Below are 13,387 nucleotides of genomic sequence, written 5' to 3' on the forward strand. Positions count from 1 at the left end.
GCGGACAGGGCGGGATTCGAACCCGCGGTGGCTGTTACACCACGCACGCTTTCCAAGCGTGTGCCTTAAACCGCTCGGCCACCTGTCCGGGAAGCGCGGTCGGCCGCTCTTATAGCGCGGTGGATGGTTTGGGCAACGTCCTTCCCCACCGCCGCCCGCTTGGCTAGGGTCGGGGCGGTACCTGACCGGCGCTTGGGGGAGTAATGGTCGTGTTTCGGGCCCTGGGCTGGCTGTTTCTGGCCCTCGCTGTCGCAGTGATCGTGCATGACCTGCTGACCTGGTGGTCGCAGGGCAGCTATCCCTTCTCGACCCTGGGCAGCCTGTGGGCGCATCTCGACCCGGCGTCGCTCGGCAATACGCAGACATCGGCGCGTCGCCACCTGTCGGGCATCCTGTGGACCTGGATGATGCGGCCGCTGCTCACCGTGCCGGCGGTGCCGGCCTTCCTGGTGTTGGGCCTCGTCCTGGTCTGGATCGGCCGACGGGACACCGGCCGCGGGGAGCCCGGTTTCCTGATGGGCTCGCGCCCGCGCCGGCGGCGCGGCGGGCTTTCCTAGGGCTAGTATCAATTGCTTCCCCATTCAAATGGGGAAGTGCCCCGTCATACGGAGCGATGGGGTCATGGGCTCAGCGCAGCTCAGCCCGTTGAGCGACAGGACATTGCCTGCAATGTCCGAGAGCGCCGAAGGACGAACGGTCGCCTCATGACCCCTCCGACGCCGTAAGACGGCGCCACCTCCCCATCTGAATGGGGAGGAAGATGACTCCGCTCAGCGGCTGTCCATCTTGAGGGCGGCGATGAAGGCGGACTGCGGGATCTCCACGTCGCCGACCTGCCGCATGCGCTTCTTGCCCTTCTTCTGCTTCTCCAGGAGCTTCTTCTTGCGGCTGATGTCGCCGCCGTAGCACTTGGCCAGCACGTCCTTGCGCATGGCGCTGATCGTCTCGCGGGCGATCACGCGGCCGCCGATGGCTGCCTGGATGGCGATCTTGAAGAGCTGGCGGGGGATCAGGTCCTTCAGCCGCTCGCACAGCGCCCGGCCGCGCTGCTCGGCCTGGTTCTTGTGGACGATGATCGACAGCGCATCGACCGGTTCGCCGTTCACCAGGATGGTGAGCTTCACCAGCTCGCCTTCCTCGTAGCCCACCATCTCGTAGTCGAAGCTGGCATAGCCGCGCGTCACCGACTTCAGCCGGTCGTAGAAGTCGAACACCACCTCGTTCAGCGGCAGGCGGTAGACCGCCATGGCGCGCGAGCCGGCATAGGTGAGCTCGACCTGCTGGCCGCGCCGCTCCTGGCAGAGCGTCAGGACCGAGCCCAGATGCTCGTCGGGAGTCATGATCGTGGCCTTGATCCACGGCTCCTGCATGCTCTCGATGTTGGACGGGTCGGGATAGTCGGCCGGATTGTGCAGCTCGATCTCGGTGCCGTCGGACATGCGGATCTTGTAGACGACGGACGGCGCGGTCGTGACGAGGTCGAGGTTGAACTCGCGCTCCAGCCGCTCCTGCACGATCTCGAGATGCAGGAGGCCGAGGAAGCCGCAGCGGAAGCCGAAGCCCAGCGCCGCACTCGATTCCGGCTCGAAGTGGAACGACGAGTCGTTGAGGCGCAGCTTCGACAGCGATTCGCGCAAGGTCTCGAACTCGGCGGCGTCGGCCGGGAACAGGCCGCAGAAAACCACCGGGACGCTGGGCTTGAAGCCGGCCAGCATCTCGGGCGCGGGCTTGCGGTCGTCGGTGATCGTGTCGCCGACCTTGCAGTCGGCGATGGTCTTGATGCCGGCGATGATGAAGCCGATCTCGCCCGGGCCGAGTTCGGCCACGTCGGTTGCCTTGGGCGAGAAGACGCCGACCTTGTCGAGGTCGTAGGCCGCCGCGGCCGCCATCATGCGGATGCGCATGCCGCGCCTCAGCACGCCGTCCTTGACGCGCACCAGGGTGACGACGCCGAGATACGGGTCGTACCAGCTGTCGACCAGCAGCGCCTTCAGCGGCGCATTGCGGTCGCCGGTCGGCGCCGGCAGGCGCTTGACCATCGCCTCCAGCAGGTCGTCGATGCCGAGGCCGGTCTTGGCCGAGACCTTCACCGCCTCCGACGTGTCGATGCCGATCACGTCCTCGATCTCGGTGCAGACGCGCTCGGGGTCGGCCGACGGCAGGTCGATCTTGTTCAGGACCGGGATGATCTCGTGGTTCGAATCGATCGCGTGATAGGCGTTGGCCAGGGTCTGCGCCTCGACGCCCTGGCTGGCGTCGACCACCAGCAGCGAGCCTTCGCAGGCCGCCAGCGACCGGCTGACCTCGTAGGCGAAGTCGACATGGCCGGGCGTGTCCATCAGGTTCAGCACGTAGGTCTTGCCGTCCTGCGCCGGATAGTTGAGGCGCACGGTCTGTGCCTTGATGGTGATGCCGCGCTCGCGCTCGATGTCCATCGAATCGAGCATCTGGTCCTGGAACTCGCGTTCGGTCACGGCGCCGCAGCGCAGCAGCAGCCGGTCGGCCAGCGTGCTCTTGCCGTGGTCGATATGGGCGATGATCGAGAAGTTACGGATCAACGACAGGTCGGTCATTTCTGCTGACGCCTACGCTTGTTCGAGAAAGACACCCTTGTCCTATCCACGCAGCACGGCACCCGTCGCCTTGGCGACAGCCGCCACGATCTTGCCGGACACCGCCTCGATCTCCGCATCGGTCAAGGTACGCTCGACCGGTTGCAGGGTGACGGCGATGGCCAGCGACTTCTTGCCCTCCGGCACGCCCTTGCCGGCATAGAGGTCGAACACGCGGGCGGCCGTGATCATCACCTTGTCGGCGTTGCGCGCGGCGCGCACCAGTTTTTCCGCCTCGACCTCAGCATCGACCAGGAAGGCGAAGTCGCGCTCCAGCGGCTGGAACGGCGACAGGACGAGCTTCGGCCGCGCCTTGGTGGCCTTCGCCTTGGGCAGCGGCGGCGCATCGAGGAACACCTCGAAGGCGGCCACAGGTCCCTTGAGGTCGGCGGCCGTGACGATCTCGGGATGCAACTCGCCGAAATAGGCCATCACGCGATCGCCGAGCTTGAGCGCGCCCGAGCGGCCGGGATGATACCAGTTCGGCGCGCCCGGCTGCGCAGACAGCGTGTCCGGCGCGCCGATGGCGCCGAGCACCGCCAGCGCATCGGCCTTGGCGTCGAAGGCATCGACGGTGCGAGCGGGGCCCGCCCAGTTGCGCGGCACCGCCATGTGGTGGCGGATGCCGGCGGCCACGGTGCGCTGGCCCTGGGGCGTCGCGTCCTTGTACTGCGGGCCGACCTCGAAAAGCGCCGGATCGGACAGGCCGCGCGCCTCGTTGCGCGAGGCCGCGTCGATCAGGTTGGGCAGGATCGAGGGCCGCATCGTGTCGAGCGTCGCGTCGATCGAGTTGAGCAGCCGCACGTCCGCACCGCCGCCGCCGAAACGCTCGGCCTTCTTCAGCGGCAGGAAGGACCAGGTCACGGCCTCGTTCATGCCGCGCGCGGCGAGCGCCCGGCGGGCCTGCGGCGTGCGTCGCTGCAGGGCGTCGCGCGCCGGCTTCGAGGTCGCCGACAGGCTGGGCAGCGAGGTCGTCGGGATGTTGTCGAAGCCGAAGACGCGGGTCACTTCCTCCACGAGGTCCGCTTCGCCCACGATGTCCGGGCGCCAGGACGGCACGGCGGCGGTCCATGGGCCGCTGCCGCTCACCTCGAACCCGAGTTTCCTCAGGATGGAGGCCGTATCGGTGCCGGGTACGTCGATGCCGGTCAGCGTCTTCACGCGATCGCTGCGCAGGTCGTAGCTGCGCTGCCACTTCGGCATGACGCCGCTCGACACCAGCTCGCTGCACTCGCCGCCGCACAGGTCGAGGATCAGCCGGGTCGCGACCTCGGCCCCCCACCAGCACGATTCCGGATCGATGCCGCGCTCGTTGCGGTAGCGCGCGTCGGACAGGATGCCGAGCTTGCGGCCCGAGGCGGCGATGCCGATGGGCTGGAAGTAGGCGGCCTCGAGGAACACCTCGGTGGTGTCCTCCTGAACGCCGGTATCCTCGCCGCCCATGATGCCGCCGATGCCGTGCACGCCCTTCGAATCGGCGATCACCGACACGGCGGGATCGAGCGTGTAGGTCTTGCCGTCGAGCGCCAGGATCTGCTCGCCCTCGCGCGCCTGGCGCATGACGAGGTCACCGGAGAGCTTGGCGGCATCGAACACGTGCAGCGGCCGGTCGAGGTCGAAGGTCACGAGGTTGGTGATGTCGACCAGGGCCGAGATCGGGCGCAGGCCGATCGCCTTCAGCCGGCGCTGCAGCCAGTCGGGCGAGGGGCCGTTCTTTACGCCGCGGAAGTGGCGGCCAACCACGATGGGGCAGGGGCTGTCGGGCGCGGGCGTGTAGTCGTGCGTCCACTTGATCGGGCTCGCGTACGTGCCCTTGATCGCATCGGCCTTCACTGGCTTCAGCGTGCCGAGGCCGGCCGCGGCGAGGTCGCGCGCGATGCCGTGCACGCCCAGGCAATCGCCGCGATTGGGCGTCACCTTGATCTCGATCACCGCGTCGTCGAGGCCGAGCGCCTCGGCCGCCGACTGGCCGGTCACGGTCTCGGCCGGCAGGTCGATGATGCCGCTATGGTCGTCGCCGAGCTGCAGCTCGCGCGAGGAGCAGAGCATGCCGTTGCTCTCCTCGCCGCGGATCTTGCTGGCCTTCAGCGTGATGCCGGTGCCGGGGATGTAGCTGCCGGTCGGCGCGAAGATGCCCTTCATGCCGGTGCGCGCGTTGGGCGCGCCGCACACGACCTGGAGGATGCCGGCGCCGGTATCGACCTTGCACACCCTCAGCCGGTCGGCATTGGGATGCTGCACCGCCTCGACCACGTAGCCGACGACGAAGCCCTTCAGGGTCTCGGCCGGATTCGTTATGCCCTCGACCTCGAGGCCGAGCATGGTGAGCGTGTCGCGCACCTGCACGAGCGTCGCGTCGGTGTCGAGATGCTCCTTGAGCCAGGACAGGGTGAACTTCATTTCACGGCCTCCAGAGCCGAGAAGCCGTAGTGGCGCAGCCAGCGCAGGTCGGCGTCGAAGAAGGCGCGCAGGTCGGGAATGCCGTATTTCAGCATGGCGATGCGATCGATGCCCATGCCGAAGGCGAAACCCTGATAGACGGCGGGATCGAGGCCGCAATTGGCGATCACGTTGGGATGGACCATGCCCGAGCCCAGGATCTCCAGCCACGAATCGCCGGCGCCGATCCGGAGTTCGCCGTCCTTCCACGAGCAGCCGATATCGACCTCGGCCGACGGTTCGGTGAAGGGGAAGTAGGAGGGCCGGAAGCGCAGCGGCAGGTCGTCGACCTCGAAGAAGGCGCGGCAGAAATCGACCAGGCAGCCCTTGAGATGGCCCATGTGCGTCGTGCGGTCGATCACCAGGCCTTCGACCTGGTGGAACATCGGCGTGTGCGTGGCGTCGCTGTCGATGCGGAAGGTGCGGCCCGGCACGATGATGCGCAGCGAGCCGCCGTCGGCCAGGCGCTTCTGCACGTCCTTGTTCAGCATGGTGCGCGCCTGCACCGGCGAGGTGTGGGTGCGCAGCACCATCGGGGTGCCGTCGGCGCGCGGCGGCAGGTAGAACGTGTCCTGCATCTGGCGCGCCGGATGGTCGGGCGGAATGTTGAGGGCGGTGAAGTTGTGCCAGTCGTCCTCGATGTCGGGACCGTCGGCCCAGGTGAAGCCCATCTCGCCGAAGATCGCGCCGATCTCGTCCATCACCTGGCCGATCGGATGCAGCGTGCCCTGTCCTTCGGGCCGCACCGGCAGGGTGACGTCGATCTTCTCGGCCGCGAGCCGGGCTTCGAGCGCCGAGGCGCTGAGCGAGCCCTTGCGGGCCTCGAGCGCCGCTTCGATCTCGCCCTTGAGCTGGTTCACCCGCGCGCCGAATTCCTTGCGCTGCTCGGGCGCGAGCCCGCCCAGCGTCTTCATCAGGCCGGTGACGCTACCCTTCTTGCCGAGCACCGCCACGCGGGCGGCTTCCAGCGCGCCGAGATCGGCGGCGGCCTGCACGGCGTCGAGCGCCTCGCTGCGAATCGTCGAAAGATCGTCCATCTTTCCCACTTTCGAAACCGAACACGAAAAAAGGGAGCCTGTGGTCCAGGCTCCCTCTTTGCGATCTCTGCCAGCCGCGCGTGACGCGCAGAAGACGTTACTTGAGGGCGGACCTACTTGAGAGCCGCTTGTGCCTGATCGACCAAAGCCTTGAACGCAGCCGGCTCACGCGACGCGAGATCGGCCATGACCTTGCGGTCCATCTCGATCCCGGCCTTGATGATGCCGTTCATGAACTGCGAGTAGGTCATGCCATGCTCGCGGGTCGCAGCGTTGATGCGCTGGATCCAGAGGCCGCGGAACGCGCGCTTCTTGTTGCGGCGATCGCGATAGGCGTACTGAAGGCCCTTCTCGACCTTCTCGATGCCGACGCGGAATGCCGCCTTGGCGCGGCCGCGATAGCCCTTGGCGAGCTTCAGGACCTTCTTGTGACGAGCGTGTGCAGCCACGCCCCGCTTGACGCGTGCCATGGTCTACCTCTCGTACGGGAAGAAGTTGCGCGTGAGGATGCGGGTATCCGGCTCGGACACGATGGCCATGCCGGTCGCCTGACGGAGGAAGCGGTTGCCCCGCTTGCTCATGCCGTGGCGCTTGCCCACGACCCCATGCTTCGCTTTGCCGGACGCCGTGAAGCGAAAACGCTTCTTGGCCGCGCTCTTGGTCTTCATCTTGGGCATTTTTGTTCCTTTTCAAAGGGTTAGCGCTTGCGCGCCGGTCCCGACCCCCTGTGTAATCAGACGGCCGGAAGGTCCTTACGAAGCAGCCGAGGCAATGCCCTTATTGGCCAAGCCACCCGAAGGAACGCGGCTTATACAGAGGCGGCCCGATACGTGCAAGCACGCCGGGACCGGGCCAAATGGCCTTCAGACGGGGTTTTTTGCATGAAACTGGCAGGCAAGGTGGCTTTGGTGACGGGCGCACAGCAGGGCATCGGGGCCGCGATCGCGCGGGCGCTGGCGGGCGAGGGGGCCGACGTGGCCGTGAGCTGGCTCGACGACCGGCCCGGCGCCGAGGCGGTGGCGGGCGACATCGCCCGGGCTGGCCGCCGGGCCCATCTGTTGAAAACCGACGTCTCGAAGGTCGCCGAGATCGAGGCGATGGTCGCCGAGACGGTGAAGGTCCTGGGCGCCCCCGACATCCTGGTGAACAATGCCGGCGTCTATCCGCGGGTGCCCCTGCTCGAGATGCAGGAGACCGACTGGGATTATCTGATGGACATCAACCTGAAGGCCGGCTGCTTCGCCGCCATCGCCGTCGCGAAGGCGCTGATCGCTTCGGGCAAGAAGGGCGGCTCGATCATCAATCTCTCCTCGCAGTCGGTGCGCGGCGCCGTGCGCGGTGTCCATTACAGCGCCAGCAAGGGCGGCGTGGTCTCGATGACGCGCGCGATGGCCCTCGAGCTGGCGCCCCACGGCATCCGCGTCAACGCAATTGCGCCGGGCACCACCGACACCGCCCAGCCGCGCTACGGCAACACCGATGCCGAGCTGATCGAGATGGCCCGCGCCAACATCCCGCTGGGCGGCAAGCTGCTCACGCCCGAACAGATCGCCCGCACCGCGGTCTTCCTTGCGTCGGACGATTCGGACGCCACGACGGGGCAGGTCCTGCACGTCAACGGCGGATCGTACATGCCGTAGCATCGCGGTCCATTCAGCTCGCAAGAAGCAATCGCCATGACCAGGGTCACCCCCACGCTCGTTACATTCCGGATTGTCATCAATCAGCCGGTCCCCGGAGTGGCCTACAGCCTTCAAGCGAAGGACGGCCAGCCACTCGATCCGAAGTCGTCGCGGAAGGGCGAACCCCTTTCTTTTAGTTTTCCCGTTGGCGTTGCTCCCGGCCCGAAGTTCTCCGGTGATCAGGTTCGTCGTGAGGGGCCAGAGCGGCGGTTCGTCTATGTTCGCATTGGCCAGTTGGCGGGCGACGCGTCGTCACCTTGGTCGCGTCGCATGAAGATTGATATCCATGACGTGGGCGACGCCCTGCTCGCTCTGGCGACTGAAGGGGAAGGTGGGATCGAGATTGCAGTGAATGGGACCGCGGATGATGGTTCGCCCGCCTGCGCCACCGTTCAGTCGACTCGAACGGTCAAGCCCGCCCGTCAGTAGCTCACGGGCCTTGCGGCCCTTCCGCCGCAACCTTCGTTGTCTTCAATGATTATCTCCAGAGAGGTTGTCCGGGAGATGCGCATGAAGCTGACACTGTGGCGCTGCGTCGCCTTTATTGCCGCCATGGCCCTTTCGATCCAAGCACAGGCACAGGCCAATCCGCCCGCGCAGGCGAGCGCGCCTTCAGCAACTGCTGCTCCATCGCTCTCGATGAACTGTCATCTTCTCTATCGTGGCGTACCGATGAAGGAGGCCACCACCTATCAGGTCATCGGCGCCGAACTCTACGGGATCAGCGGCCCGATCAGGACGAAGCTCTCGCAGGCCGGCACCCCTGTCTCCCTTGGCATGTCGAAGGAAGCCGACGGCACCAGCACGGAGTCCTTCGCCTCCCATACGGTCAATGGCACGACCCTCGAGCGTACCGTCTTCTGGAAGAAGGTCAGCGCCGCCATGAAGCCCGCCTTCAAGGAAACCTATGATTTCAAAGCAAAGACGGTGGTGAGTTCCACCGACAAGTCGGATTTCTGTCACGCGAACGGGAAGTAAAGCGGGCACCGGCCGGAATCCTTGGGCGGGCAGGCAGAGGCGCCGGCCTGCCGCTAGCAGGGCGGCTGCTTCTTTCCCGTTTCGATGAAGGCTGAGAAGCAGGGGCCGAACTTGCGGGCGAAGGTGGAATCGGCGGCGTTGTGACCCTTGAAACCGTCGGGCGCGTCGATGATGTCGGCATCGACGCCGGTCCGGGCGAAGATCGACCGCGCGTCGTCCATGCGGCCGCCGACATCGTAGGCATCGTCGGCGAAGTTCACCATGACCAGGCGGGGCCCGCGCTTGATGCCTTCGAGCATGTGCTGCCACTCCGAGCGCGCGCGTGTCTGGTCGCGCATCTTCTCTACCGTCCCGTGATGAGCGGCGGCGATCGAGATCACGCCGTCGGCCGCCGCGCCGCGCTGCAGCGCCGCCAGGGAGACCCAGGCGCCCGCCGACTGGCCGGCGAGGATGACGCGCCGGTACCCCATCGCCCGGGCCTTGGTGACGGCGTCTGCCAGGGACGTGGCGTCGCTCGCCCAGTCGGCGATCCACTCGCGATCGAAGCGGTAGAGGTCGTAGCCCCGGCGCGTGAACTGGCCGACCCAGGGCTGCGGGGCGCTCTCGGTCGAGTTCCGGCCGGCCATGTAGCCGTGGCTCCAGACGAGCAGCCCGGTCGCGAGCTGCGGTCCGCGCATCGACCAATAGGGCTGTGGGCGCAGCCGCCCGATATCGACCGCCCCCACGGAACGGGCCGGCACCAGCTCGCGCCAGTCGTGTCCGGTCACCGTGTAGTTGTTGACGATATGGAGCTTGCACTCCTGTTTGGTGCGCTCCTGACAGCGCTTCAGGGCCGACGTTATGGCGTGCGCCGGGTCGGCGCCGCTGGAGCCGGCCCACCAGCTCGCCCGCCCGTCGGGCGACACGACGAAGGCGCGGTGCGGTCCGAAATTCTGGAACTCGGAGAGGGATCGGGCCGCCTCGCTGTTCGGTGTCTGTGCCGGCGTCTGCGCCTGGGCGACCCCGGCCGCTCCGAACGCGACCGCAACGATGAAGGTCCTGAAGCGTTGGATCACGGGCGAAGGCTAGCATTCTCCGCCCCGACCTCCCTAGGAATCCCGGCATGATCAAGACTGCAGCCTTCGTTCTCCTGGCGCTCCTGGCGGCGGTGCCGGCGCAGGCCCAGCTGCAGGCGCCGCCCGTCTCCAGCCTCCGGGTGGACCCCTCGGCCCCGCCCGCAAATGCGCAGGCCGCGGCAACGCCGCTGACGGCGTTGTCGAGTTCCGAGAAGGTCCGGGAAAATCCCGGTGTGCAGTACCTGCTCATGAAGACGGTGGTCGCGAAATCGATCGGGGTTCAGAAAACGCGGGCCCTGCCCGTCGAGGCGGGCGGCTACAATCTCCTGAAGTATTGCTGGACGCCGGCCAACGTGCTGGGCGACTGGGGCGAAAGCTCCGGTCCCACGGGCGAAATGGTCGTGCGGGCCCTCGAATCCCTTTCGTGGTCGCGCGATCTCGCTCGGGCGGGCTATCCCGAAGGGCCGGTCGCGGAGGCAATCGGCCGATACGAGGCCACGCTGGTGGCCGCCAACTTCGCCGAGGCCGCCCGCGCCCGCGCCTTCGAGGGCCTGCGGGCCGAACTCCAAGGGCTGCAGATGCGGACGCCGGGCACCTCGGAGATCGTGGCGCGCGAGCGCTGCAACTGGCAGCCGTCATCGTTCGGATTGAACGTCGCGACGGCGCCGCCAGGCGGCCGCGCCCGCTTCATTCCCTACGTGTTGCACCAATTCTGCCTCGCGCAGCAGATCGACCCCGGCGACGGGGTGCGCTGCGACTACTGGCAGTCGGCAAAGGGCGACGGGCCGATGTCGTTCGCCGGCGAGACCGTCTACAGCGTGAGCTGGCCGGACGACCCTGTCGCGACCACGGGGCGCTTCAACCCCGACGAGCAGCGTACCGCCGGAACGGTGACGCTGCGGCAGCGGCCCCCGAAGAAGTAGGGGCCGCGCGGCTCGGCGCCGTTACTTCGGCGCCAGCACCATGATCATCTGCCGGCCTTCCATGCGCGGCATCGACTCGATCTTGGTGTGCTCGTCCATCTCACCGCGGACGCGGTTCAACACTTCCATGCCGAGGTTGGCGTGCACCATCTCGCGGCCGCGGAAGCGCAGGGTGACCTTCACCTTGTCGCCTTCCTCGATGAACCGCTTCATGGCGCGCATCTTCACTTCGTAGTCGTGTTCATCGATGTTCGGGCGCATCTTGATCTCTTTGACCTCGATGACCTTCTGGTGCTTGCGCGCCTCGTGGGCCTTCTTCTGGGCCTCGTACTTGTACTTGCCGTAGTCGGAGATCTTGGCGACCGGCGGTACGGCATTGGGCGAAATCTCGATCAGGTCGAGGTTTGCCTCTTCGGCCATCTCGATGGCCTCGCGGGTGCTCACGACGCCGACCATGTCGCCGTTCTCGTCGATCAGTCGGACTTGCGCCGCGCGGATCTCGTTGTTGACGCGCGGACCCTCGCGGGTGGGCGCAGTCTGTTGGGCAGGTCTTGCTATGTCTTTCTCCTGTGCTGAAGCCCCGGTTGCGGGGCGGGTATGGGGCCCGGACCGCCCTAGAAGGGCGGCCGGGCCTCCTCTGAAAGTTTAGTGACGGCGGCCCCGAGTTCAAGGACCTCCTGCTTTTCCGAGCCCAGGCGGCGGACCGCCACCGTACGGGCTTCCATGTCGCGCCGGCCGACCGCGAGGATCAGGGGCACATGGGCCAGCGAATGCTCGCGGACCTTGTAGTTGATCTTCTCGTTGCGCAGGTCGGTGTCGACCCGCATGCCGGCGGCGCGCAGGGCGGCCGCGACCTCCCCGGCATAGCCATCGGCGTCGTTCACGACCGTGACCACAACCGCTTGCGTCGGCGCCAGCCAGAGCGGGAACCGGCCGGCATAGTTCTCGATCAGGATTCCGATGATCCGTTCGAAGCTGCCGAAGATGGCGCGGTGCAGCATGACGGGCCGCTTTCGCGATCCGTCCTCGGCCACGTAGCTCGCGTCCAGGCGCTCGGGGAGCACGAAATCGACCTGCAAGGTGCCGCACTGCCAGTCGCGGCCGATCGCGTCGCGCAGCACGAACTCCAGCTTGGGCCCGTAGAACGCGCCTTCGCCGGGGTTCAGGATGAGGTCGAGCCCGGCCGCCTTGGACGCCGCCTTGAGTGCCCCCTCGGCCTGGTCCCACACCGCGTCCGTGCCGGCGCGGACCGGCGGACGATCCGAGAACTTCACGAAATAATCCGGGAAGCCCAGGTCCCTGTAGATCGAGCCCAGCAGCTCGCAGAAGCGGATCGTCTCGCTCTCGATCTGCTCCTCGCTGCAGAAGATGTGGGCATCGTCCTGCGTGAAGTTGCGCACGCGCATGATGCCGTGCAGCGCGCCCGACGGCTCGAAGCGATGGCACGAGCCAAACTCGGCCATGCGCAGCGGCAGCTCGCGGTAGCTGCGAAGGCCTTGGTTGAAGATCTGCACGTGGCAGGGGCAGTTCATCGGCTTCAGCGCGAAGATGCGCTTGTCGTCGTCGGCGATGAACTCGCGCAGGCCTTCCTCGTTCTCGCTGAGATACATGTTCTCGCGGAACTTCTCCCAGTGGCCCGACGCCTCCCACAGCTTGCGATCGACCAGCTGCGGCGTCTTCACTTCCTGGTAACCGGCGGCGTCGAGCTTGCGCCGGAGGTAGCTCTCCAGCGTGCGCCAGAACGTCCAGCCCTTGGGGTGCCAGAACACCATGCCCGCGGCTTCTTCCTGCTGGTGGAAGAGGCCCATCTCGCGGCCGAGGCGGCGATGATCGCGCTTCTCGGCCTCTTCGATGCGGTGCAGGTAGGCCTTCAGGTCCTTGTCCGAGAAGAAGACCGTGCCGTAGACGCGCTGGAGCTGGGCGTTGTTCTTGTCGCCGCGCCAATAGGCGCCCGACACCTTCGTGAGCTTGAACGCCTTGCCGAGCTTGCCCGTCGAGGGCAGGTGCGGCCCCAGGCACATGTCGAGCCAGTCGCCCTGCTTGTAGACCGAGATCTCCTCGTCCTTCGGCAGCTCGTCGGCCCATTCGGCTTTGAACTTCTCCCCGTGCCGGACGAAGTAGTCCTTGATCTGCGCGCGATCCCACACCGAGCGCTCGATCGGCAGGTCGCGGTCGACGATCTCGCCCATGCGCTGCTCGATCTTCGCGAAGTCGTCGGGCGAGAAGGGCTGGTCGCGCACGAAATCGTAGTAGAAGCCGTCCTCCGTCGAGGGGCCGAACGTGATCTGCGTGCCGGGATAGAGTTCCTGCACCGCCTGCGCCAGCACATGCGCCGCGTCGTGGCGCAGCAGCTCGAGCGCATCGGGGTCGCGCGACGTCACGATGCCGATCTTGGCGTCGCGATCGACCACGTGGGCGAGGTCGACCATCTTGCCGTCGACGCGCAGCGCGAGAGCGGCCTTGGCGAGCCCAGGACCGATCGAGGCGGCGATCTCGGCGCCGCTGACCGGTTTGTCGAAGGACCGGACCGAACCGTCCGGCAAAGAAATATTGATCATTCTGTTCACCAGCTAACGAAATTCCGAACGAAGCTCATCCGCCGACACGAACGGTCGGACGACAGCAGGCCGGGAAGCCGCACGAGTGCGAGCCCGGCCGAAT

The 13,387-nt window shown here is 66.8% G+C and carries 13 protein-coding genes and 1 tRNA gene; 5 read left to right on the plus strand and 9 right to left on the minus strand.

The features are described from left to right. Nucleotide 1: 1 nt before the first annotated feature. A tRNA-Ser gene (locus tag EPO41_RS11705) sits at nt 2-88 on the minus strand. 115 nt (nt 89-203) lie between these two features. On the opposite strand from EPO41_RS11705, the gene EPO41_RS11710 reads away from it, so the two are divergent. After that, nucleotides 204-557 (plus strand): hypothetical protein, encoded by a 354-nt coding sequence (locus EPO41_RS11710; protein ID WP_296325031.1) that lies wholly within the window; start codon nt 204-206, stop codon nt 555-557. Nucleotides 558-770: 213 nt separating this feature from the next. Here the strand turns inward: EPO41_RS11710 and lepA are convergent, their stop codons facing one another. The 5 genes from lepA to rpmI all read right to left on the minus strand — a co-directional run bounded on the left by lepA (nt 771) and on the right by rpmI (nt 6,765). Further along, nucleotides 771-2,573 carry a translation elongation factor 4 gene (gene lepA, locus EPO41_RS11715; protein ID WP_296325033.1) on the minus strand — a complete coding sequence of 601 codons (1,803 nt, stop codon included), beginning with the start codon at nt 2,571-2,573 and terminating at the stop codon, nt 771-773. 42 nt (nt 2,574-2,615) lie between these two features. Continuing rightward, nucleotides 2,616-5,012, minus strand: a complete 2,397-nt coding sequence (gene pheT / locus EPO41_RS11720; protein ID WP_296325036.1) for a phenylalanine--tRNA ligase subunit beta — start codon at nt 5,010-5,012, stop codon at nt 2,616-2,618. Beyond that, nucleotides 5,009-6,088 (minus strand): phenylalanine--tRNA ligase subunit alpha, encoded by a 1,080-nt coding sequence (pheS, locus tag EPO41_RS11725; RefSeq protein WP_296325040.1) that lies wholly within the window; start codon nt 6,086-6,088, stop codon nt 5,009-5,011. The genes pheT and pheS overlap by 4 nt, the downstream gene beginning before the upstream one ends. A 113-nt stretch (nt 6,089-6,201) precedes the next feature. Then, entirely contained in the window at nt 6,202-6,558 is a 357-nt protein-coding gene (rplT, locus tag EPO41_RS11730) for a 50S ribosomal protein L20 (protein WP_295145076.1), read from the minus strand. 3 nt (nt 6,559-6,561) lie between these two features. Beyond that, complete coding sequence (gene rpmI / locus EPO41_RS11735; protein ID WP_295145073.1) at nt 6,562-6,765, minus strand: 50S ribosomal protein L35; 204 nt, start codon at nt 6,763-6,765, stop codon at nt 6,562-6,564. A gap of 204 nt (nt 6,766-6,969) precedes the next feature. Between rpmI and EPO41_RS11740 the strand changes: the two genes are divergently transcribed. From EPO41_RS11740 to EPO41_RS11750, 3 genes are all read left to right on the plus strand, one after another. Continuing rightward, a complete protein-coding gene (locus tag EPO41_RS11740) occupies nt 6,970-7,728 on the plus strand; it encodes an SDR family NAD(P)-dependent oxidoreductase (protein WP_296325044.1) in 759 nt (252 codons plus the stop codon). Between the two features lie 36 nt (nt 7,729-7,764). After that, nucleotides 7,765-8,199, plus strand: a complete 435-nt coding sequence (locus tag EPO41_RS11745; protein WP_296325047.1) for a DUF5990 family protein — start codon at nt 7,765-7,767, stop codon at nt 8,197-8,199. Nucleotides 8,200-8,280: 81 nt separating this feature from the next. Further along, nucleotides 8,281-8,748 carry a hypothetical protein gene (locus tag EPO41_RS11750; RefSeq protein ID WP_296325050.1) on the plus strand — a complete coding sequence of 156 codons (468 nt, stop codon included), beginning with the start codon at nt 8,281-8,283 and terminating at the stop codon, nt 8,746-8,748. A 53-nt stretch (nt 8,749-8,801) separates the two neighbouring features. Here the strand turns inward: EPO41_RS11750 and EPO41_RS11755 are convergent, their stop codons facing one another. Further along, nucleotides 8,802-9,803, minus strand: coding sequence for an alpha/beta hydrolase (locus EPO41_RS11755; protein ID WP_296325053.1), 1,002 nt, complete (start codon nt 9,801-9,803; stop codon nt 8,802-8,804). Nucleotides 9,804-9,850: 47 nt separating this feature from the next. Between EPO41_RS11755 and EPO41_RS11760 the strand changes: the two genes are divergently transcribed. Further along, nucleotides 9,851-10,726: a hypothetical protein gene (locus EPO41_RS11760; RefSeq protein ID WP_296325056.1), complete on the plus strand. Its 876-nt coding sequence runs from the start codon at nt 9,851-9,853 to the stop codon at nt 10,724-10,726. 21 nt (nt 10,727-10,747) lie between these two features. Here the strand turns inward: EPO41_RS11760 and infC are convergent, their stop codons facing one another. Then, on the minus strand, nt 10,748-11,284 hold the full coding sequence (gene infC / locus EPO41_RS11765; RefSeq protein ID WP_296325277.1) for a translation initiation factor IF-3: 537 nt from the start codon (nt 11,282-11,284) through the stop codon (nt 10,748-10,750). A gap of 56 nt (nt 11,285-11,340) precedes the next feature. Beyond that, nucleotides 11,341-13,284 carry a threonine--tRNA ligase gene (gene thrS / locus EPO41_RS11770; RefSeq protein WP_296325059.1) on the minus strand — a complete coding sequence of 648 codons (1,944 nt, stop codon included), beginning with the start codon at nt 13,282-13,284 and terminating at the stop codon, nt 11,341-11,343. Nucleotides 13,285-13,387: the final 103 nt, after the last annotated feature.

The organism is Reyranella sp., from assembly GCF_004297265.1.
Classification (GTDB): domain Bacteria; phylum Pseudomonadota; class Alphaproteobacteria; order Reyranellales; family Reyranellaceae; genus Reyranella.